This window comes from Nocardia sp. NPDC051052 (genome assembly GCF_044456045.1).
Lineage (GTDB): Bacteria > Actinomycetota > Actinomycetes > Mycobacteriales > Mycobacteriaceae > Nocardia.
The window spans coordinates 117,252-136,629 of sequence record NZ_JBITFL010000010.1 but is presented as its reverse complement, the minus strand read 5'-3'; the positions used below and the strand labels follow the sequence as shown (position 1 = coordinate 136,629).

The 19,378-nt window shown below is 67.1% G+C and carries 19 protein-coding genes; 6 read left to right on the top strand and 13 right to left on the bottom strand.

Going from position 1 to position 19,378, the window contains the following annotated elements; all coding sequences use genetic code 11:
- The first annotated feature begins 43 nt into the window (after nucleotides 1-43).
- The 3 genes from pstC to pstB are packed head-to-tail and all read left to right on the top strand — an operon-like array spanning nucleotide 44 to nucleotide 2,703.
- Complete coding sequence (gene pstC, locus ACIBCN_RS31260) at nucleotides 44-1,015, top strand: phosphate ABC transporter permease subunit PstC (protein ID WP_396995526.1); 972 nt, start codon at nucleotides 44-46, stop codon at nucleotides 1,013-1,015.
- Nucleotides 1,015-1,917, top strand: coding sequence for a phosphate ABC transporter permease PstA (gene pstA / locus ACIBCN_RS31255; protein WP_396995295.1), 903 nt, complete (start codon nucleotides 1,015-1,017; stop codon nucleotides 1,915-1,917). The genes pstC and pstA overlap by 1 nt, the downstream gene beginning before the upstream one ends.
- Nucleotides 1,918-1,926: 9 nt before the next feature.
- Nucleotides 1,927-2,703: a phosphate ABC transporter ATP-binding protein PstB gene (gene pstB, locus ACIBCN_RS31250; protein ID WP_379282160.1), complete on the top strand. Its 777-nt coding sequence runs from the start codon at nucleotides 1,927-1,929 to the stop codon at nucleotides 2,701-2,703.
- A gap of 100 nt (nucleotides 2,704-2,803) precedes the next feature.
- Here pstB and ACIBCN_RS31245 read toward each other — a convergent pair whose 3' ends face one another.
- The 5 genes from ACIBCN_RS31245 to dusB all read right to left on the bottom strand — a co-directional run bounded on the left by ACIBCN_RS31245 (nucleotide 2,804) and on the right by dusB (nucleotide 9,187).
- On the bottom strand, nucleotides 2,804-4,348 hold the full coding sequence (locus ACIBCN_RS31245) for a hypothetical protein (protein ID WP_396995294.1): 1,545 nt from the start codon (nucleotides 4,346-4,348) through the stop codon (nucleotides 2,804-2,806).
- Nucleotides 4,345-4,638 carry a type VII secretion target gene (locus ACIBCN_RS31240; protein ID WP_396995293.1) on the bottom strand — a complete coding sequence of 98 codons (294 nt, stop codon included), beginning with the start codon at nucleotides 4,636-4,638 and terminating at the stop codon, nucleotides 4,345-4,347. The genes ACIBCN_RS31245 and ACIBCN_RS31240 overlap by 4 nt, the downstream gene beginning before the upstream one ends.
- A gap of 160 nt (nucleotides 4,639-4,798) precedes the next feature.
- Nucleotides 4,799-5,461: a phosphate signaling complex protein PhoU gene (gene phoU / locus ACIBCN_RS31235; RefSeq protein ID WP_396995292.1), complete on the bottom strand. Its 663-nt coding sequence runs from the start codon at nucleotides 5,459-5,461 to the stop codon at nucleotides 4,799-4,801.
- 101 nt (nucleotides 5,462-5,562) lie between these two features.
- Nucleotides 5,563-7,854, bottom strand: coding sequence for an LCP family protein (locus tag ACIBCN_RS31230; RefSeq protein ID WP_396995291.1), 2,292 nt, complete (start codon nucleotides 7,852-7,854; stop codon nucleotides 5,563-5,565).
- Between the two features lie 190 nt (nucleotides 7,855-8,044).
- A complete protein-coding gene (gene dusB / locus ACIBCN_RS31225) occupies nucleotides 8,045-9,187 on the bottom strand; it encodes a tRNA dihydrouridine synthase DusB (protein ID WP_396995525.1) in 1,143 nt (380 codons plus the stop codon).
- Nucleotides 9,188-9,284: 97 nt separating this feature from the next.
- Here dusB and ACIBCN_RS31220 point away from each other — a divergent pair, with 97 nt between their 5' ends.
- On the top strand, nucleotides 9,285-9,509 hold the full coding sequence (locus ACIBCN_RS31220; RefSeq protein WP_396995290.1) for a toxin-antitoxin system HicB family antitoxin: 225 nt from the start codon (nucleotides 9,285-9,287) through the stop codon (nucleotides 9,507-9,509).
- Complete coding sequence (locus ACIBCN_RS31215) at nucleotides 9,506-9,874, top strand: type II toxin-antitoxin system death-on-curing family toxin (RefSeq protein ID WP_396995289.1); 369 nt, start codon at nucleotides 9,506-9,508, stop codon at nucleotides 9,872-9,874. Before ACIBCN_RS31220 ends, ACIBCN_RS31215 begins: the two co-directional genes overlap by 4 nt.
- 10 nt (nucleotides 9,875-9,884) lie before the next feature.
- On the opposite strand, the gene ACIBCN_RS31210 is transcribed toward ACIBCN_RS31215, so the two are convergent.
- From ACIBCN_RS31210 to ACIBCN_RS31195, 4 genes are all read right to left on the bottom strand, one after another.
- Nucleotides 9,885-10,763 (bottom strand): SDR family oxidoreductase, encoded by an 879-nt coding sequence (locus tag ACIBCN_RS31210; protein WP_396995288.1) that lies wholly within the window; start codon nucleotides 10,761-10,763, stop codon nucleotides 9,885-9,887.
- Nucleotides 10,764-10,791: 28 nt separating this feature from the next.
- Entirely contained in the window at nucleotides 10,792-11,226 is a 435-nt protein-coding gene (locus ACIBCN_RS31205) for an SRPBCC family protein (RefSeq protein ID WP_396995287.1), read from the bottom strand.
- 163 nt (nucleotides 11,227-11,389) lie between these two features.
- Nucleotides 11,390-12,595 (bottom strand): lipid-transfer protein, encoded by a 1,206-nt coding sequence (locus tag ACIBCN_RS31200; RefSeq protein ID WP_396995286.1) that lies wholly within the window; start codon nucleotides 12,593-12,595, stop codon nucleotides 11,390-11,392.
- Nucleotides 12,592-13,512, bottom strand: coding sequence for a MaoC/PaaZ C-terminal domain-containing protein (locus ACIBCN_RS31195; protein ID WP_396995285.1), 921 nt, complete (start codon nucleotides 13,510-13,512; stop codon nucleotides 12,592-12,594). Before ACIBCN_RS31195 ends, ACIBCN_RS31200 begins: the two co-directional genes overlap by 4 nt.
- 121 nt (nucleotides 13,513-13,633) lie before the next feature.
- On the opposite strand from ACIBCN_RS31195, the gene ACIBCN_RS31190 reads away from it, so the two are divergent.
- Nucleotides 13,634-14,728, top strand: coding sequence for an AraC family transcriptional regulator (locus tag ACIBCN_RS31190; RefSeq protein WP_396995284.1), 1,095 nt, complete (start codon nucleotides 13,634-13,636; stop codon nucleotides 14,726-14,728).
- An 18-nt stretch (nucleotides 14,729-14,746) separates the two neighbouring features.
- Here ACIBCN_RS31190 and ACIBCN_RS31185 read toward each other — a convergent pair whose 3' ends face one another.
- From ACIBCN_RS31185 to ACIBCN_RS31170, 4 genes are all read right to left on the bottom strand, one after another.
- A complete protein-coding gene (locus ACIBCN_RS31185) occupies nucleotides 14,747-15,613 on the bottom strand; it encodes an SDR family oxidoreductase (protein ID WP_396995283.1) in 867 nt (288 codons plus the stop codon).
- Between the two features lie 146 nt (nucleotides 15,614-15,759).
- Nucleotides 15,760-16,905 (bottom strand): acyl-CoA dehydrogenase family protein, encoded by a 1,146-nt coding sequence (locus ACIBCN_RS31180; RefSeq protein ID WP_396995282.1) that lies wholly within the window; start codon nucleotides 16,903-16,905, stop codon nucleotides 15,760-15,762.
- Nucleotides 16,906-17,506: 601 nt separating this feature from the next.
- Entirely contained in the window at nucleotides 17,507-18,478 is a 972-nt protein-coding gene (locus tag ACIBCN_RS31175) for an acyl-ACP desaturase (RefSeq protein WP_396995281.1), read from the bottom strand.
- 283 nt (nucleotides 18,479-18,761) lie between these two features.
- Nucleotides 18,762-19,355, bottom strand: a complete 594-nt coding sequence (locus tag ACIBCN_RS31170) for a DUF937 domain-containing protein (RefSeq protein ID WP_396995280.1) — start codon at nucleotides 19,353-19,355, stop codon at nucleotides 18,762-18,764.
- Between the last annotated feature and the right edge of the window lie 23 nt (nucleotides 19,356-19,378).

Here is a 19,378-nt window from a genome sequence, read left to right as displayed (position 1 = left end):
GTCGGATTCGACGGGCCCGCGGGCGGCCGGAGACATTGCCCCCATGTCGAGTGATCCGAGCACCGAGCCGGCCAAAAAGGCTCGCCCCGCCCAGAGCAATCGGGCCGAGACCATCTTCCGGTCGCTGGCCACCGCTTCGGGCGCGACCATCGTCGCCGCCATCGCGCTGATCGCGCTGTTCCTGCTGATTCGCGCGGTGCCCTCGGTGCTCGCGAACGACGCGAACTTCCTGACCAGCACGGAGTTCAGCACCTCCAACGCCGATCACCTACGGTTCGGCATTCGTGACCTGTTCATGGTCACGGTGCTGAGCGCGGTGTTCGCGCTGGTGATCGCGGTGCCGATCGGCGTGGGCATCGCCCTGTTCCTGACGCACTACTCGCCGAAGACCTTGGCGCGACCGTTCGCGATGCTGGTCGATCTGCTCGCCGCGGTGCCGTCGATCGTGTTCGGCCTGTGGGGCGTGCTGGTGCTCGCGCCGCGGCTCGAGCCGGTGGAGCGGTTCCTGAACGAGAAGCTCGGCTGGTTCTTCCTGTTCTCCGACGGCAACGTGACCATCTCCGGCGGCGGCACCATCTTCACCGCGGGCGTCGTGCTCGCGGTGATGATTCTGCCTATCATCACCTCGGTCTCGCGTGAGGTCTTCAACCTCACCCCCGCCGCGCACATCGAGGCCGCGCACGCGCTCGGCGCCACCAAGTGGGAGATGGTGCGGATGACCGTGCTGCCCTACGGCCGCAGCGGTGTGATCGCCGGTTCGATGCTCGGCCTCGGCCGCGCGCTCGGTGAAACCATCGCGGTGCTCGTCGTGCTGCACACCTCGGCGAAGGCGGGCGGCTGGTCCCTGTTCGACGGCGGCTACACCTTCGCCTCCAGGATCGCCGCCTCGGCCTCGGAGTTCAGCTCACCGCTGCCGACCGGCGCCTACATCGCGGCAGGCTTCGTGTTGTTCGCGCTGACCTTCATCGTCAACGCGCTGGCGCGGCTCGCCGCGGGCGGAAGGGTGAACGGCTGATGACAACGACAACGCTCGACAAGCCGATCAAGGCGCCGACGTTCCGTGACGTCAGCACCGGCCGCAAGATCCGCAACCACTTCGCGACCGGCCTGGTCTGGCTGTGCTTCGCGATCGCGCTGATCCCGCTGGCCTGGGTGCTCATCATGGTGGTGAGCAAGGGCTTGGAATCGGTTGTCTCCCTTGACTGGTGGCAGAAGTCGCAGAAGGGCATCCTGCCGGACCAGTCCGGTGGCGGTGTCTACCACGCGATCTACGGCACCATCGTGCAGTCGGCCGTCGCCGCGGTGATCGCGGTGCCGCTCGGCATCATGGCCGCGGTCTACCTGGTCGAATACGGGCGCGGCTGGCTGGCCAAGACCACCACCTTCATGGTCGACATCCTCGCGGGCGTGCCGTCCATCGTCGCGGCGCTGTTCATCTTCGCGCTGTGGATCGCCACCTTCGGCGCACCGCAGAGCGCGTTCGCGGTGTCGTTGGCGCTGGTGCTGCTGATGCTGCCGGTCGTGGTGCGCAGCACCGAGGAAATGCTGAAGCTGGTCCCCGACGAACTACGCGAGGCGTCCTACGCGCTCGGCATCCCGAAGTGGAAGACCATCGCGCGGATCGTGGTGCCCACCGCGCTGCCCGGCATGCTCAGCGGCATCCTGCTCGCCCTCGCCCGGGTGATGGGTGAGACCGCACCGGTGCTGGTGCTCGTCGGCTACAGCAAGTCGATCAACAGCAACCTCTTCGACGGCAACATGGCCTCGCTGCCGCTGCTGATCTACCAGGAGCTGTCGAACCCGGAGCCCGCCGGCCGGGCCAGGGTGTGGGGTGCGGCGCTGACCCTGATCCTGCTCATCGCGCTGCTGTACGCGGCGGCCGCGGTCGTCAACAAGCTGCTCACGCGGAACCGATAGGAAACTCAGATGGCCAAGCGGATCGACGTCAAAGACCTCAATATCTTCTACGCGAAATTCCACGCGGTCGCCGATGTGGACCTGACCGTGCTGCCGCGCAGTGTCACCGCCTTCATCGGCCCGTCGGGTTGCGGTAAGTCCACCGTGCTGCGGTCGCTCAACCGCATGCACGAGGTGACGCCGAACGCCCGCGTCGAGGGTGCGGTGCTGCTGGACGGCGAGGACATCTACGGCTCGCAGGTCGACCCGGTGGGCGTGCGCCGCACCATCGGCATGGTGTTCCAGCGCCCGAACCCGTTCCCCACCATGTCGATTCGCGACAACGTGGTGGCCGGGTTGAAGCTGCAGGGCGTGCGGAGCAAGAAGGAACTCGACGAGGTCGCCGAGCGCTCGCTGCGCGGCGCCAACCTCTGGAACGAGGTGAAGGACCGCCTGGACAAGCCGGGCGGTGGCCTGTCCGGCGGTCAGCAGCAGCGTCTGTGCATCGCCCGCGCGATCGCGGTTTCCCCCGACGTGCTGCTGATGGACGAGCCCTGTTCGGCGCTGGACCCGATCTCCACGCTGGCGATCGAGGACCTGATCACCGAGCTGAAGAAGGAATTCACCATCGTCATCGTCACCCACAACATGCAGCAGGCTGCCCGGGTGAGTGACCAGACCGGCTTCTTCAACCTGGAGGCGCAGGGCAAGCCGGGTCGGCTCATCGAGATCGACGATACCGAGAAGATCTTCTCCAACCCCGGGCAGAAGGCGACCGAGGACTACATCTCCGGTCGCTTCGGATAATCCGAGATCGGTTGGGACGAACGAACAATGGCCCGCGCGGTGCGCGGGCCATTGTCGTCTGCACGGGGATCGCGTTGCGGGCCCGCGCCTTTCGCGGCGGTCAGTGTTCGGCCGCCTCGGGTTCGGCGGACTGGATCACGTAGTTGTTGGGGCGGTGCTCGCGCTCGGATTCATTGCCGCGGGTCGGCGACGGGAGGCCGAAAAGGCTGCTGCTCGCGGGTGTGGTCGCGGCGGGGCTCGCGGTGTAGGTGGCCGGGTTGTTCGTGGCGGGGGCCTGCTCGACCGATTGGGTATGAGTGTTGGTCGGTGGCGTTTGCGGCTGGCCGGTGTTAGCGGGTGGCGTCTGCGGGTGGCCGGTGTTAGACGGTGGCGTTTGCGGTTGCTGTCCGGTGGGGGCATTCGCCGGTGGCGTTTGGGGCTTTTCAGTGGTGCCCGGATGCGTACTGCCCGGAGTGCCTGGCGCGCTTGGTTTCTGCGTGTCCGCGGGTGTGTTGTCGACCGCGTGATCGACGCTGGTGATTATCTTGTCCGCGGCACTGGCAAACTTTTCGGCCGCGTTTCCGGCGGAGTCGACGAGGCCCTTGCCCGCGTCGCCCGCGGCCTTGATGGTGTCGTCCCAGTTGTCGTCGAGCTTGCCGATGGCCTCGATCAGGGTGGGTACGTTTCCGGTGATTCCGCCGATCGTGCTGATCAGGCTGATGACGTTCGTCGGCGTCCAGGAATTCGGATCGTTGGCCGAGCCGGATCCGACTTTGGTGGTGTCGGACGGGACGGCCGATTTGGCGGGGTCTGTGGTGGTGGCTTTCGACGGGTCCGCGGTTTTGGACTTAGATGGGTCGGTGGTGTTGGCCTTGGACGGGTCGGTGGTGTTGGCCTTGGACGGGTCGGTGGTGTTGGCTTTCGACGGGTCGGTGGTGTTGGCCTTGGACGGGTCGGTGGTGTTGGCTTTCGACGGATCCGTGGTGTCCGCAATGTTTTTCGGACTGCCGGCCGCTTGCGTCTGTGGGTCCTGCGACTTCTCCTGAGCCGCCGCAGGCACCATGTTCGCGGGCTGGTCGGCGCTGATCTCCTGCGCGGTGAGCGTCGACTTCGGCGTGCCGGTGACCGCGTCGAGCGGATCGCCGTCGCCGAGCGCCGCGCTCTGCGTCTGCACCGCCGTGTTCGCCTGCTCGATGGCGGTGGTGATGCCGGCCTGGGTGCCGACCATCTCGTTGAGCGCGGTGGTGATCGCCGTCTGATGGGTATGCAGGTCGTCCTCGCTCGAGCTGTCACCCGACGCGGTGACCTGCCAATCGTCGGACACCTTGAATCCGGCGGTGGTGGCCTCGGTGACCTTGTCCAGCAACGACTGCCGGTATCCGGTGAGCGTGTTCCCGCCGTTGATCAGCGCGTTGGCGAGCTCGGTCGTCTCCTGTGCCATTTTGCCGGCAGTGTCGCGATCACCGGCTATCCGGTCGTAGGCCGCGTAATAGGCGTCGCCGCTCCAGTGCGAACCCGCGTCTCTGATCTGGGTGACCGTCTGATCGATCAGCGTGCCGAACTCGGTATTGCGGGTCTTGATTTCCTCGCCGGCCTCGTTGAGTTTCCAAGGCTGCCATTGCGTTTGGACCTGGCTGAGGGTCGGGGCCTGGTTGCCGCTCTTCATTGCCCGCCACCCAGCTTCTTCAGGCTGTCCCGGAAATCCTGGTCGGTCACTTCATAGTTGGCGGCGCCGCCCTTGGCGATGTTGGATATCGCCTTGCCGCGCTGCGCCATTCGCAGCCATCCGGCCTCGATGTTCGCCCCGGCCGTCGCGCAGGCGGCGGTCACCGTGGAGCCGGGCAGCGCGGCGCTCAACGCGTCAGTTGTGGTGCGCACTTTCAGCGCGCCGATCTCGCCACTGATCTTGTCCATCGATGCGGCCAACGCGCGCAGCTCTGTTGGATCGACCTTCATGTTCCGCCCCCTCTGTGCCGTAACTCCCATAACGGCATCCTCGTAGCGAGCCATGCATTGCTCAGCTACGCGGCTAATCCTTCATGCCCCGCACATGAGACGTCAAGCCCCACAACGGGAAACTGCCTGCCATCTTAACCGGATGGCAGGCAGCTGCTCACTAAGACTCGACGTCGGCGTCCGGCGGCAACACTCCGGTGACCAGGAAGATGACGCGGCGGCCGATCTCGACGGCGTGGTCGGCGAAGCGCTCGTAGTAGCGGCCGAGCAGGGTGACGTCGACGGCGGCGGCGACACCGTACTTCCAGTCGCGGTCCATCAGCAGTGTGAAGAGGTGACGGTGCAGGTCGTCCATCGCCTCGTCGTCCTCGTTGAGCTGCGCGGCGCGTTCCGGGTCGCGCGTCTCGAGCACCTCTTTGGCACCGGCGCCCATGTTGACCGCGATGCGGCCCATTTCGGCGAAGTAGCCGTTGACCGACTCGGGCAGCGCGTGGTTGGGGTGGCGCCGCCGGGCCACCTTGGCCACGTGCAGCGCGAGCGCGCCCATCCGGTTGACGTCGGCCACGATCTGGATCGCGCTCACCACCTGACGCAGATCACCCGCGACCGGCGCCTGCAGCGCGAGCAGTGCGAACGCCCGCTCCTCGGCATCCTGGATCAGCTCGGCGATTCGGTCGGACTCGGTGATCACCTGCTCTGCCAGAGCGAGGTCGGCCTGGAGCAGTGACTGGGTGGCCCGGTCCATGGCCGAACCCGCCAGACCGGCCATCTCGCCCAAGAGGTGGGCGAGATCGGCCATTTGCTCGTTGTAGATGACACGCATAAAACCAGACATTAGTTCCCGGCGCTGACCATGTCACCAACGGAGGGTGAATGACCGGTGCCGAACGTTAGCGCCGGTGTTGCCGCAGGTCGCGCCTTCGGTTACTTGCAGGTCTCGTCCGCCGCGTTGACGTGCTCCAGGTCGGAGGGCAAAGTGACCGGCGTCGCAGGCGCCATCGCGGGCGCGTTCGAGATCTGATCGCCGACCGGCGTCGGCGCGCGCACCGTGCCATTGAAGTCGCCGCCGATGACGACCTCGACGATGCCGCCGAGATCGCTCGCCGACTCCAGCAGCGCGCCGGGTATCGAGCTCGCCACCGTGGCCGCCGCGGCCTCCTGGCCGGCACCGTAGCGGACCTTGGAGGTGACCTCGCTGCCGCCGGAGTAGTTGCCGATATTGAAGATCCCGAAGCCCTGGTTGCCGAGCTTGGTCGCGGCCCGCTGAGCCAGGCCCGAGGTGCCGGAGCCATTGGACACCAGCAGCGACACCGTGCTCGGGTCGACGGCGGTCAGCTTCGGCGGGGTGGGCGGTGCCGACGGGATGGAGCCGGGTGCCGGGGTGACCTTCTTCTCGCCGGGCAGCGGCTGGTCGTCGCGGATCGCCTTGAAGATCGCCTTGATGTCCTGCTCGCGCGGGATCTCGTTGCCGTACGAAGTGGTGCCCGCGGTGGGGATGGTCAGGAAGGTGACGGTGCCCGCGTCCAGCTTCTGCAGCGAACGACCGAGGGTCAGCAGGTCCGACGGCTGCACCTTGTCGACCCAGGTGTGCTTGGTGAATTCGTTGATGAAGCTGTTCAGCTTGCCCGGATCGAAGAGCACCTTGCTGGACAGCGCACCGCGCAGCAGCGAGGCCATGAAGCGCTGCTGCCGGTTGATCCGGTCGTAGTCGCTGCGCTCCTCGCCGTAGACATGCCTGGCGCGCACGTAGTTCAGCGCGGTCGCGCCGTTGACCATCTGCTTGCCCGGGTTCTCCAGCACGGTGCCGAGGATCTCGTCGTTGATCGGCTTCGGCGCGCACACCTCGACGCCGCCGATCGTGTCGACCATGGCCTCGAACCCGGCGAAGTCGACCGCGATGAAGTGATTGATCGCGCTGCCCGTCATCCGCTGAATCGTGGTGAACAGGCACTTGGGCCCGCCAAGCGCGTAGACGGCGTTGAGCTTGTCGCCGATGGCCGACGGGAAGGTCTCGTTGGTGTACTGGACCTTGTCGTTGTCCCAGCCGTTGCACTGCGGCCTGGTGACGTCGAGGTCGCGCGGGAACGAGACGACCACGACGCGGGAACGGTTCTTCGGGATGTTCACCAGCATGACGGTGTCCGCGCGGGAACCCTCGGCGTCGTCGAGCGTGCCCGCGCCGACCTGACTGTTCACGCCTGCGCGGGTGTCGGTGCCGACGAGCAGATAGTTCTCGTCACCGAGCTGCGCGTCCGAGTCGACGATGTCGTCGTTGTTGTCGACGATCGCCGAGATCTGGGTGAAGTTGTTGCCGGTGGTCCGCAGGTAGCTCCAGCCGCCGCCGGTGGTGAGCAGACAGAGCACCGCGAACATCGCCAGCGCGCCGCGGCCCGCGACGCGCAGCCGCTTGTTGCGGCGCTGCTTGCTGGCGGCCAGGCGGGACAGCGGTGCGGCGCCAACGGGTTTGGGTTGTGCGGCACCGGTTTCGTCGTTGGTGGGCCACTCGGTCTTCTTGCGCTTGGCGCGGGTGGTCTCCTCGAGCGGCGGCAGGATGTCGGTGACCTCTTCGGGCGTTTCCTTCGCCCGCGTCGGCGGGGTGGCTTTCCTGCTGTCCTCGGCGGGGCCGCGACGGTTGGGGGTTCGTGCGGCGGGCGTGCCCGCGATGTCCTGGACGACCGGTGAACCGGCCGTGCGTGGTGGCGGGCCGTCGGCGGAGCGCCGGGGGGTCTGCTCGGTCGGGCGGGCCGGTGCCTGACGCCGGGCGGCCGGATCGCCTTGGCGGCGGGTCTCCTGGTCTGGTTGGCGTGGCGCGTCGCTCGGGCGGCGGTCTGGTTGACGTGGCGCGTCACCTTCGCGGCGGTCTGGTTGGCGCGGTGCGTCACCTTGGCGGCGCGGCGGTTCCGCCGGGCGCCGTTGGGTCGGCTCGGCGGGGCGTGCGTCAGGTCCCGCCGCGCGCGTGCCTCGATTCGGCGCGGCGCCGGTCTCCGCGGGCGGGGCGGTGCGTCGTCCTCGGCGGCCGGAGCGCTCGTTGTCGACCTTCTGGACCAGATCCTGCACGGTCAGCGGTGCGTTGCCCGCGTCGGCGGTGGCATCAGCATGCCGGGCTCTGCGCGACGACCGAGAGCCGTCTCGCTCGTCGTTGTCCTCCGTGGGATAGCGCTCCCACGGGGCGCGATCTCCGGGCCGTGGCGAACGCCCGTGCCGATCGTCACCCACCAACGAACCTCGCTTTTCGTCTACGTCGCCGCCTCGGGCCGTACTCGACCGGCATGACCGATTCCGCAATGATAACGATTCCGCCACGGCGGGCCACTTGAGTGCGAAATCGAATTGGCCACAGTCTGGTTTGGATACCCGATTCGCGGTCGCTTCGCCCGGGTATCAGCCGTCCGTGATCGCCCGGTTTTCAGCCGCCGCTGTGCATTACGTCGGCGCCGTGCGGCACCGAGGGGTCCTGCGGGTCGTCCAGCCAACCGTGCGGCAGCGCGACTTTGCCTGGGGAGCCTTGTCTTCCGCGTGGACCCTCGGCATCCTTGGGGAACGGAGCCGTCGGATCAAGCTGCCCGACAAGGTCTTCCAGCTCGGTGAGGCGCGACACCGTCGCGAACGAACGCCGCAGATCGGCCCCGACCGGGAAGCCCATCAGGTACCAGGCCATGTGCTTGCGTAGGTCGCGCATGGCCTTGTCCTCGCCGAGGTGCTCGGACAGCAGCGCGGCGTGCCGGTACAGCACCTCGCCGACCCGGCCGAGGTTCGGCGGCTCGGGCAGCGCCTCGCCGCGCAGCGCCGCCTGGAGTTCGGCGAACAGCCACGGGCGGCCCAGGCAGCCGCGGCCGACCACGACGCCGTCGCAGCCGGTTTCGGCCATCATCCGGACCGCGTCGGCGGCGGCGAAGATATCGCCGTTGCCGAGCACCGGAATCGTGCTGACGGCCTCCTTGAGCCGCGCGATGGCCGACCAGTCGGCCTGGCCGGAGTAGCGCTGCGCGGCGGTCCTGGCGTGCAGCGCAACCGCTTGCGCGCCTTCGGCTTCCGCGATGCGCCCGGCGTCGAGGTAGGTCTGGTGGTCGTCGTCGATGCCGATCCGGAACTTGACCGTCACCGGGATGCCCGCCGGTTCGGCCGCGCGCACCATGGTCCGCACGATCTGGCCGAACAGCGCCCGCTTGTACGGCAGCGCGGCGCCGCCGCCGAGGCGGGTGACCTTGGGCACCGGGCAGCCGAAGTTCATGTCGATGTGATCGGCCCAGCCCTCGCCGACGATGATCCGCACGGCCTCGCCGAGGGTGGCCGGGTCGACGCCGTACAACTGCATCGACCGCGGCGACTCGTCCGCGTCGAACGACATCATCTCGAGCGTCTTCTCGTTGCGCTCGACGATCGCCCGCGCGGTGATCATCTCGCAGACATAGATAGAGGTAGGGCTACCGAACTCGCGGCACAGCTTGCGAAACGCCAGATTCGTGATGCCCGCCATCGGCGCGAGCACCACCGCCGGATCGACCGGATACGGCCCGATCCGCAGCAAGCTCTTCGCCCCGGTAGTCATCGTCACGCCGTCCAGTGTCTCATTGGTCGTGGAGTTGCCGCCGGTTCCCCTCAGAAGCATGGTGTCAAATTGCAACCATGCTCGATACGCTGGAGGTATGACCACCAAGCCGACAACTCCGTTGACGCTGCGCCTGCCAAACGATGTGCATGCGCGCGTGTCCGCATTGGCGGAGGCGGATCACATCAGCCTGAACGCAGCGCTGGTTCAGGCTGCCGAGTTGTGGGCCACAGAGCGTGCACGCGGTCAGATTGTCGCCTATGCGGTGGACGACGTGATGACCCGGCGCAGTGAGCTGCTGGCGCGGTTGCGGGACGCATGATCTACCTGACCACCGAAGATGTGATCCAAATCAATGGATTGCAGCTCGGCGGCGGCCCGGCCGTGCGCGATGTCGGCTTGATCGCCTCGGCAGTGGCGCGTCCAGCGACGGTCGCTTTCGGTGTCGAGGCATACCCGGCCGTAGCTCACAAGGCGGCGGCGTTGTTGCACTCGCTTGTGTGCAATTACCCGTTTGTGGATGGCAACAAGCGAACCGGATGGGTGGCGTGCGAAGCATTCCTCCTTGCGAACGGATACCGCACTTCGCTCACCGACGATGATGCTTTCGACCTCGTGATCAGAACTGCTACGACATGCTCGGACATCGAGGTCGGCGATATCGCAGCAGCTCTACACGTGCTCTGAGGCCAGCAGATCAGCCCAGTTCGGGCAGTCGGTCGGCCAGATCGGTGAGATTCCACGGGCCGTCGGTTTCGATGGTCTTGGTGGCGGTCCAGCCGTTCAGGGCCGAGATCGCGCCGCCCTGGACGGCGAAGACCTTGCCAGTGATCGGGCACTTCTCTTGGGCGAGGTAGGCGACGATGGGGGAGATGTTTTCTGGGGCGAAGGCGTCGAACTCGCCTGGGGGTACTTCCTCGGCGAACATGGCGCCCATGCCGGGGGTGGCCAGGGTGAGGCGGGTGCGGGCGACGGGGGCAATGGCGTTGGCGCGCACGCCGTATCGCTCGAGTTCGAGCGCGGCGACCTGGGTGAGGGCGGCGATGCCCGCCTTGGCGGCGCCGTAGTTCGCCTGGCCGGGGTTGGGCATGAAGGTGCCCGACGCGGAGGCGGTGTTGATGACCGATGCGGCGACCTGCCGGCCGGCTTTCGCCTGTGCCTTCCAGTACGCGGCGGCGTGGTGCAGGACCGCGAAATGGCCCTTCAGATGTACCGCGATCACCGCGTCCCACTGCGCCTCGTCCATCGCGGCGATGAACGCGTCGCGCAGGATGCCCGCGTTGTTGACCAGCACGTCCAGCCCACCGAAGCTGGTGATCGCCTGCTCGACAAGGGCTTTCGCGCCCGACCAGTCGGCGATGTTCGCGGTGTCGGCGACCGCGCGCCCGCCCGCCGCGACGATCTCGTCGACCACCTGCTTGGCTGGTCCGGCGTCGGCGCCGACGCCCTCGTTGTTGCCGCCGAGGTCGTTGACCACGACGGCGGCCCCTTCGGCGGCGAGCAGTAGCGCGTGTGCCCGGCCGATGCCGCGGCCTGCGCCGGTAACAATGGCGACGCGTCCGTCCAGCGAACCCATGGTGTTCCTTTCGAGGGGGAAGGCGCGGTCAGGCGAGTAGACCGGCGAGGTTGGCGAGGGAGGCTTCGAGTTCCTTGGTGGACGCGCGCTCGATCGCGCCGCCGATCGCGCCGACCATCATCTGACTGATAAACTCCGCGTCGATGGTGACCAGAGAAGCGTTGTCGCCCTTGGCTTCCACCGTGAGCGTGAAGCTGATCTGCGCGCCGGCCAGGCCGACTCCGGAGAACTTGGTCGAGTTCGGGGCGTCGTAGGCGTCCACGGTGAAGGTGATGGTGTTCGCCATCCCCATGATGGTGAGCACCTCGGTCATGGTGGTCCCGGCGGACAGCTGCGCGGGCGGCAGCTCCTTCCATTTGGTGTGCACCGTCAGCCACTCTTCGAAGCGGTTCGGGTCGGACAACACCGCCCACACCTTCTCCTGCGCGGCCGGAAATTCCTTGGAAACCTTGGCCTGTGCCATGGGATTGATCCTTACTTCGATGGATGAAGGGCTTTGGTCGGTGTTGCCAGCGCGGCTAGTGATTTCGTGGGCACATGGGTAACTCACCGGGTACGAACTAACGTGTCCACCACCTCACCGTCGGCCGCCAACGTTGCTGCATCGGCGCCTAGGTCTGGCCTGATTACTCGGAGAGGCGGGCGAGCCGGTAGGCGGTGACGATGGCGGCGCCGCCGAGGCCGATGTTGTGGGCGAGTGCGACTTTCGCGTCGCCGACCTGGCGGGCCTCAGCCTCGCCGCGGAGCTGCCAGGTCAGCTCGGCACACTGGGCCAGCCCGGTGGCGCCGAGCGGGTGCCCCTTGGAGATCAGGCCGCCGGACGGGTTGACCACCCAGCGCCCGCCATAGGTGGTGTCCTCGGCGTCGATCAGCTTGTGCCCCTCGCCCTCGCCGCACAGGCCTAGCGCCTCGTAGGTGAGCAGTTCGTTGGGGGAGAAGCAGTCGTGCAGCTCGATCACGTCGAGGTCGTCGGGGCCGATGTCGGCCTGCTCGTAGACCTTTCGCGCCGCGGCGGCGGTCATATCGACGCCGACGAGCGAGCGCGCGGTCTTGGTGGCGAAGGTGGATTCGAGGTCGGTCACCATGGCTTGGCCGATGATTTCCACGGCTCGGTCGCCGAGGTCGTGCTCGTCGACGAAGCGCTCGCCGGCCAGCACCGCCGCACCGGAACCGTCGGAGGTGGGCGAGCATTGCAGCCGGGTCAGGCCGAGCGGTTCGTAAACCATTTTGGCGCCGGTGATCTCGTCGAACGTGTACACATCCCGGAACTGCGCGTACGGGTTGTTCGCCGAATGCCGGTGGTTCTTCTCCGCGATCTTGGCGAAATGCGCACGGGTGGAACCGTATTGCTCCATGTGCTCGACCCCGGCCGCGCCGAACATCCAGGGCGCCACCGGCATCGCGAAGTCACGCAGCTGGGCCAGCGCCTCGATGTGGCGCAGCAGCGGCTGCTCCCGGTCGGTGTACCCCGCCTGCAGGGAACCGGACTGCATCTTCTCGAAGCCGAGCGCCAGCGCGCAGTCGGCGAGTCCGCCGCGAATCGCCCTGGCCGCCAGGTACAGCGCCGAGGAACCGGTGGAGCAGTTGTTGTTCACGTTGACCACCGGCAGTCCGGTCAGCCCGAGCTCGTAGATGGCGCGCTGCCCGCTGGTCGAGTCGCCGTAGACGTAGCCGGCATACGCCTCCTGCACCTGGTCGTAGCGGATGCCAGCGTCGGCCAGCGCCTTGCTGCCCGATTCCTGCGCCATGGCCGGGTAGTCCCAGCCCTCACGACGACCCGGCTTCTCGAACTTCGTCATGCCGACACCGATGACGAAAACCCTGTTGCTCATACTGTTTCCTTCTCGAATGCGGGCTCGAACTCCGCGAGCCCGTCTTGGATGACGAATTGGTTGCTGTCGGAACGGGTTTCGAAGGCGTAGCGGTCGCGCCCGTGCTCGCGGCCGGTCGCCCATGCCGCGGTGGTGATGGTCTGCTCCGGGAACGCGGGCGAACTCAACCGCACGGCAAGTCTTTTCAGCCGGGCCGGGTCGTCCGGGCAGATCCGGCTGATCAGTGCGTGCGAGATGAACGCGATGGTGCACAGACCGTGGATGATGATGCCGGGCAGCCCCATCGCCTTGGCGAACTCGTCGACGAGGTGGATCGGCATCGGATCGCCCGCTGGTTGGGCGTAGCGGAAGGTCTGGTCCGCGTCGAAGGTCTGCGTCGCGCGGAAGTCCGGTTCGCGAGCCCGTAGGTTCTCGTCGAAGACGTGCGCCGGACTGGGTTCGCCGCGGGCACCGTCGAAGTGACCACCGCGGAAGAAACCGACGAAGTATTGCTCGTTGACCAGGTCGCCGCCGCCGACGCTGTAGGTCTCGATATGCGAGGTGACGACGACGCCCGAGGATTTGCCCTCGATGCCGATCGGCCTGGCCCGCACCGCTAGCGTCTCGCCGGGTTCGATCGGCCGGTGGAACCGGAAGTCGTGCTCGCCGTGCAGGATTCGCAGCATCAGCTCGTCGGGCACCACCGACATGGCGGCGTCGGCCATCATCACCGTGCTCGGCACCACCGCGAAAACCGGTGGTGCGTATATGCCGTCGTCGTGGTGTGTGATCGGATCGTTGGTCGCGGCGGCATAGGCGATGGTGCGCGCCCGATCCACCTCGAAGGTGTCGCGCGCACCCCAGTTGCCCAACCGCGACAGGTTGAAGCTCGTCCCGTCCGTCACTGCTGCCTCGCCGGTCGACGCGTCGTTGCCCATACAGCAACGCTAGGAATCGGCAGCCGCGGCCGGGATGACCGCGCTGCGCACGTTCGGTGACCGCCGCGCTCACCGCATCCGGCCTGGTAGGTTCGCCTCGACCAGCGACGGAGGAGGAGTGGTGACGGCGAGGACGGTGCCGATCGACTTCGTGCGCTCCGCCGTCGCCACCGCCCAGCACCAGGGTGTCGACATCGTGCAGCTGCTCGGCAGCGTCGGAGTGGCGCCCGAGCTGCTCGCCCAGGATCGGGCGCGGGTGACGGTCGATCAGGTGGCCGCGACCATGCGCCAGCTGTGGCGGATCACCGACGACGAACTGTTCGGGCTCGGGCCGGCACCGGTGCCGCGCGGATCGACCCGGCTGGTCGGCTTCGGCCTGGTCGCCTGTCGCGATCTCGGCTCGGCGATCGTGCGGTTCGGTGAATACCAGCGACTACTACCCGGCTTGCCACCGATGGCGGTGACCACCGAAGGCGGCCGCACCCGATGCACGCTCGACACCAGCGTGCTCGCCGCGGGCGAAGAGCTGCTCACCGTCTTCCTGCTCGCGGCGGTACATCGGATGATCTCCTGGGGCATCGGCCGCCGAGTTGCCTTGCGCCAGGTCGAGTTTCCATATCCGAGTCCGCGCAATATCGCCGACTACGACCTCGTCTTCGGCGCCCCGCTGGTCTTCGACGCCGCCACCGCGGCCATCACCTTCGACAGCGAGTTGCTGGACGCGCCGCTCACCCGCACCGAGGAGGATCTCATCGACTGGGCCCGCAACGCTCCCGTCGATGTGCTGTCCCGGCGCGACTACGGCACCTCGCTTGCCGAACAGGTCCGCAAGATCCTCACCCGCGGTCTGCGCGGTGACCGGGGGACGGCGACCGGCGGAGCCGGCGGGGTGGGTGAACGCCGGGGGACGGCAGCCGGCGGAGCCGGCGGGGTGGGTGAGCACTGGCCCACCGCCGACGAGGTGGCCAAGCGGCTGGCGATGAGCCCACAGACGGTGCGCCGCAAGCTCGGCGAGGATGGCACCTCGATCACCCAGATCCGCGAGGACATCCTGCGCGACGCGGCGGTGGCCAGCCTGGTGCGCGGCGACGAAACGGTCGAGGCGCTCTCGGCGCGGCTCGGTTTCTCCGAGCCCAGCGCGTTCCGGCGCGCGTTCCGCCGCTGGACCGGCAGCCCGCCCGGCTCTTATCGCGGGTCCCCGCCGGTCGCGGGCTGAATCTCGCTGCGCGGGTTGCTATTGATCGCGCAGGCGACGGTGGTACTTCTCCCTGATCTCCGGATCTGGCTGCGCGTATGCCGTTGTCGCCCCGGTGAATCGGGCAACAACCAGCTGCGCCCGATACGGCAGCAGCTGCGCGGTCTTGATGATCGCGGCCAGCCTGCGAGGCACCGTCACCATCGGTGTCCCCTTGACCACCGTCCGCAGGATCGCCTGCGCGACGTCCTCGGGATCCACCGTCGTCATCGGCTCGATCCAGCCCGGCATGTTCGCACCGGCGGACAGCTCGGTGCGCACGATGCCGGGCAGCACCGCCGAGACCTGCACGCCGTGCTCCTTCATTTCCAGATGCAGCGCCGCGGTGAACCCGATCACCGCGTGCTTGGTCGCACAGTAGGTGGCCAGGCCCGGAAAGCCTTGGGTCCCAGCCAGAGACGCGATGTTGATCAGATGTCCGCCGCCGCGCGCCAGGAACCGCTTGGTGGCCAGCCGCGACCCGTGGATCACCGCGCGCAGATTGATATCCACGATCCGATCGGTCATCGCCTCGTCCTCGTCGGCGAACAGCCCCGTCGGCATGATGCCCGCGTTGTTGACGAGCACATCCAGCGGCCCGAGTTCCGCTTCGAGCTGGTCGAGGAACGCGGCGAACGACGCACGGTCGGTGACGTTCAGCGGCAGTCCGATGATCGTGGCGGCCGGGTCCGCGCCGAGCTCCACCGCTGTCTTGGCGACCAGCTCCACATCGATGTCCCCGATCGCGACCGCGGCGCCCGCCCCGAGAAACGCCTCGGCCGTGGCCCGGCCGATTCCGCGCGCCCCGCCGGTGATCGCGACGACCTTCCCGGTGAGCGGGGTGCTGCCGTTCGGTGCACTGGTCATGGTGTCGGCCTTCCTGTTTCGATCGACCGGCACCGGACGATCGAAACAGCCGGCCGGTGCGGCGCAATACCCCCCAGTGTCGACGTTCCCGGCAGGATCGTCGGCGGATTCGGCAATCACGAAGCCGCGGAGCGGGACTGACGCGCTCAGAGCCCGCGCGCGATGATTTCCTTCATGATCTCGTTGGTGCCGCCGTAGATCTTCTGGATCCGGGAATCGGTGAAGATTCGCGCGATCGGATACTCGGCCATGTATCCGTAGCCGCCGAACAACTGCAGACAGCGGTCGGCCAGCACGTTCTGCTGCTCGGACAGCCACAGCTTGGCCTTGGCGGCGGTCGGGATGTCCAGCTCACCGGCGACATGCTTCTCGACGCAGTCGTCGAGGAAGCTCCAGCCCACGGTGACCGCCGTATCGCATTCGGCCAGCGTGAATTTGGTGTTCTGGAACGCGAAAAGCGGCTTGCCGAAGGCGTTTCGCTCCTTGGTGTACTCCAGGGTCAGCTCGACCGTCTTCTCCATCGTCGCCATCGCGGTGACCGCGATGATCAGCCGCTCCTGCGCGAGCTGCTGCATCAGCTGGATGAAGCCCATGTTCTCGGCCTCGCCGATCAGGTTCGTGCGCGGCACCCGCACTTCGTCGAAGAACAGCTCGCAGGTGTCCTGCCCGTGCTGGCCGATCTTGTGCAGATTGCGGCCGCGCCGGAAACCCTCGCGGGTCGTCTCGACCGCGACGAGCGAAAGGCCGCCCGCGCCGCCCTGCTCGTTGGTCTTGGCGACCACCAGCACCAGATCGGCCAGGAAACCGTTGGAAATGAACGTCTTCGCGCCGTTGACGACGTACTCGTCGCCCTGCACGGTCGCGGTGGTACGGATCGCCTGCAGGTCGGATCCGGTGCCCGGTTCGGTCATCGCGATCGCCGCGACAATCTCGCCGGAGGCCAGCTTGGGCAGCCAGGTCTTCTTCTGCTCGTCCGTGCCGTACCCGGCGATGTAGTGCGCGATGATCGTGCTGTGCACCGGCCCGCCGAAGCTGGGCGCCAGCGCGCGCACCTGCTCGATGGCGATCACCGCGTCGTGCCGGAAATCGCCACCCCCGCCGCCGAACTCCTCCGGGACGCTCGGGCACAGCAGGCCGAGCTCGCCCGCGCGCAACCAGACCTCGCGGTCGATGTGCTGCTGCTGGGCCCAACGCTCCTCGTGCGGCGCGCATTCCTTGCCGAAGAAGTCGCGCGACAGCTCGGCCAGCGCGTCCATCTCCGCATCCATCCACCGTGAGCGGTGCCTTGCCATGTTCGCCCGTCCCTTCGCGCAGCCGACCTCGTCGTCGTGCCCTTACCGTAGGAATTACCTGGTCCGGCGGGTAGGACCGAGCCGCCCGAATCCGATGACCGCAGCGCTCGTTTCTCCGGCCGGCCCGCAGTGATATCGCCGACCGAAACGCGCGGGCGGCCGACGAGCAGGTGGCCGAGCGGATATCGACCGATTACGCGGTCGGCGCCTCGCCGCTGAACTACCGGGACATCAATGGCTGGATGAACCGGCTGAAGTCGTTTCCGAACAGGGCCACATTTACCAGATGAATGTGCTCGGGAACGCGATCAGCACGACCGCATGGAATCCGAACGGCATGCGGACCGTCGCGACCTACAACGTCACTATGGACGAGAACGCCTGAAGAATCTTCCATGTCGGCGGAATTGACGTGCCCTTCCGGTGAGGTCGCCAGGGCCTATTGCAACAAGCGCAACGTTTAAAAGGTTTATTGCGTCGAAGTCGAACTTCGACGCAATAAACCTTCGAAAGTCTGCAATAGCTGGTGGAGCGTTAGCCGGACATACGCGAGCCGCCGCCCGGTGACCCGGACGGCGGCTCGATGTCTATCGGTACGAGCTCAGCTCGCGTTGCTGCTTGCCATCTGGCGTTCGGCCTTGGCAGCCTCGCGGGCGAGCATGCGGTCGCGCTGCTCTTCGAACTTCACGACGTCCTTGCCGAGCTTGTCGAGGTACGCGGCGAGCCGCTCGCGGCAGGCCTCGCCGCGGCCGGTGAAGTCCTCGCGCTCGAAGATGCTCCACTTCTTGAGCACCGGCTGCACCACTTCTTCCATGTGCTGGCGCAGGTCGTAGATGCCGTGCTTGGCCATCAGCACGCCGTTGCGGCGGAAGTTGGGCATACCGGCGCCGGGCATCTGGAAGTTCTCCAGGATCAGCGTGATGGCCTCGATCGCCTGGTCCGGGGACAGGTCGAGCGCGGCGGCGCACATGTTGCGGTAGAAGATCATGTGCAGGTTCTCGTCCGCGGCGACGCGCTGGAGCATGCGGTCGGCGATCGGGTCGTCACAGACCTTGCCGGTGTTGCGGTGGCTGACGCGGGTGGCCAGCTCCTGGAAGGTCACGTACGCGACGGAGTGCAGGAAGCCCGCGTCGGCCTCGGTCGGCGACGCGAAGCCGTTGGTCATGTGGATCATCCGGGCCTCTTCGAGGGCGACCGGGTCGACGCCGCGGGTGACCACCAGGTAGTCCCGCATCACGATGCCGTGCCGGTTTTCCTCGGCGGTCCAGCGACCGACCCAGGTGCCCCACGCGCCGTCCTGCGAGAAGTTCTCGGCGATCTCGCGGTGGTAAGAGGGAAGGTTGTCCTCGGTAAGCAGGTTGGTGACCATGGCGGCCTTCGCGACCTCGCTCAACCGGGACTGCTCAGGATCCCAGTCGATGCCCCCGAGTGCGGCGAAATTGCGGCCTTCATCCCACGGGACGTAGTCGTGCGGATGCCATTCCTTTGCCATGGAGAAGTGCCGGTTGACGTTTTCTGCGGCAACCGGCTCCAACTCCGTAAGAAGCTCGAGTTGAGTCAGATCCCTTGCCATGTATGAACCCTTCAGTCTGTGCGTCCGGTCGTGCAGGTCATCCCCCCAAGGTAGACCGATGCCGTGCGGCCATACCTTACGGCACCGTAGGTGTGATGCGAAACGCATCCGAATGCCTGTTGATGCCCCGTGATGCACGTCATATGCCGTCGTTGGCGTTCGGTGATCTCTGTCGAGTGTATTGCCTCGGCCCGCAGCTAGGGGACTATCGCCACGGGCCGAGGAGTGTTAGCCGGGCGTGCTGTACTGCACACGCGGCGGCGAATTGCATAGGCCGCCCCGCTCAGCGCTTCCCGCCGAACAGGCCACCGAGAACGTTCCCCAGCGCGCCACCGGCGTTCTTGGCCAGCGCCTCGCCGATCGCGCCGCCGATGCCGCCGCTCTTGCTGCTGCCGCCGAGCAGCCCGCCGAGCACATCGCCGATGCCGCCGTTGCCCGATTGCGGCTGGCTCTGCGGCGTGGCGTTGCCGCCGCCTCCGGTCATCTGCTTGGCCAGGTAGGCGAGCACAATCGGGGCGAGGATCGGCATCAGCTTGGCGATCAGGTCGTTGCCGCCGGTGCCCTCGGTCGCACCGAGGGTGCTGATCACCGTGTTCTGCTCTGCCCCGAAGACGTTCTGGACGATCTTCGAGCCGTCGGCGACGTCGACCTTGTCGATGTCTACCTGCCCGTCGCCCTCGACCAGGTCGCCGTGGTTGTCCAGGGCGCCGACCAGGGAGGCCGCGCCTTCGGGCTTGGTGGTGTTCGCCTGCAGCCCGCCGAGAAGCGTCGGCAGTGCCGCTTTGACCGCGTTCGTCGCGGTGCTCTCGTCGACGCCGAGCTTCGCGGCGATCTGGGCGATGGGCACCTGGGAGAGCAAATCATCGAAGGAAGTCATCAGCTCCGCCTTGTCGAGGGATG

Bases quoted from the DNA above. Each gene is read 5' to 3' on its own strand.
- ACIBCN_RS31200 (WP_396995286.1), bottom strand. From the start codon at position 12,595: ATGAGCAACAGGGTTTTCGTCATCGGTGTCGGCATGACGAAGTTCGAG.
- ACIBCN_RS31215 (WP_396995289.1), top strand. From the start codon at position 9,506: ATGATCTACCTGACCACCGAAGATGTGATCCAAATCAATGGATTGCAG.
- ACIBCN_RS31175 (WP_396995281.1), bottom strand. From the start codon at position 18,478: ATGGCAAGGGATCTGACTCAACTCGAGCTTCTTACGGAGTTGGAGCCG.
- dusB (WP_396995525.1), bottom strand. From the start codon at position 9,187: ATGACTACCGGGGCGAAGAGCTTGCTGCGGATCGGGCCGTATCCGGTC.
- pstC (WP_396995526.1), top strand. From the start codon at position 44: ATGTCGAGTGATCCGAGCACCGAGCCGGCCAAAAAGGCTCGCCCCGCC.
- ACIBCN_RS31185 (WP_396995283.1), bottom strand. From the start codon at position 15,613: ATGACCAGTGCACCGAACGGCAGCACCCCGCTCACCGGGAAGGTCGTC.
- ACIBCN_RS31240 (WP_396995293.1), bottom strand. From the start codon at position 4,638: ATGAAGGTCGATCCAACAGAGCTGCGCGCGTTGGCCGCATCGATGGAC.
- ACIBCN_RS31195 (WP_396995285.1), bottom strand. From the start codon at position 13,512: ATGGGCAACGACGCGTCGACCGGCGAGGCAGCAGTGACGGACGGGACG.
- ACIBCN_RS31210 (WP_396995288.1), bottom strand. From the start codon at position 10,763: ATGGGTTCGCTGGACGGACGCGTCGCCATTGTTACCGGCGCAGGCCGC.
- ACIBCN_RS31245 (WP_396995294.1), bottom strand. From the start codon at position 4,348: ATGAAGAGCGGCAACCAGGCCCCGACCCTCAGCCAGGTCCAAACGCAA.
- ACIBCN_RS31205 (WP_396995287.1), bottom strand. From the start codon at position 11,226: ATGGCACAGGCCAAGGTTTCCAAGGAATTTCCGGCCGCGCAGGAGAAG.
- pstB (WP_379282160.1), top strand. From the start codon at position 1,927: ATGGCCAAGCGGATCGACGTCAAAGACCTCAATATCTTCTACGCGAAA.
- phoU (WP_396995292.1), bottom strand. From the start codon at position 5,461: ATGCGTGTCATCTACAACGAGCAAATGGCCGATCTCGCCCACCTCTTG.
- pstA (WP_396995295.1), top strand. From the start codon at position 1,015: ATGACAACGACAACGCTCGACAAGCCGATCAAGGCGCCGACGTTCCGT.
- ACIBCN_RS31170 (WP_396995280.1), bottom strand. From the start codon at position 19,355: ATGACTTCCTTCGATGATTTGCTCTCCCAGGTGCCCATCGCCCAGATC.
- ACIBCN_RS31220 (WP_396995290.1), top strand. From the start codon at position 9,285: ATGACCACCAAGCCGACAACTCCGTTGACGCTGCGCCTGCCAAACGAT.
- ACIBCN_RS31180 (WP_396995282.1), bottom strand. From the start codon at position 16,905: ATGGCAAGGCACCGCTCACGGTGGATGGATGCGGAGATGGACGCGCTG.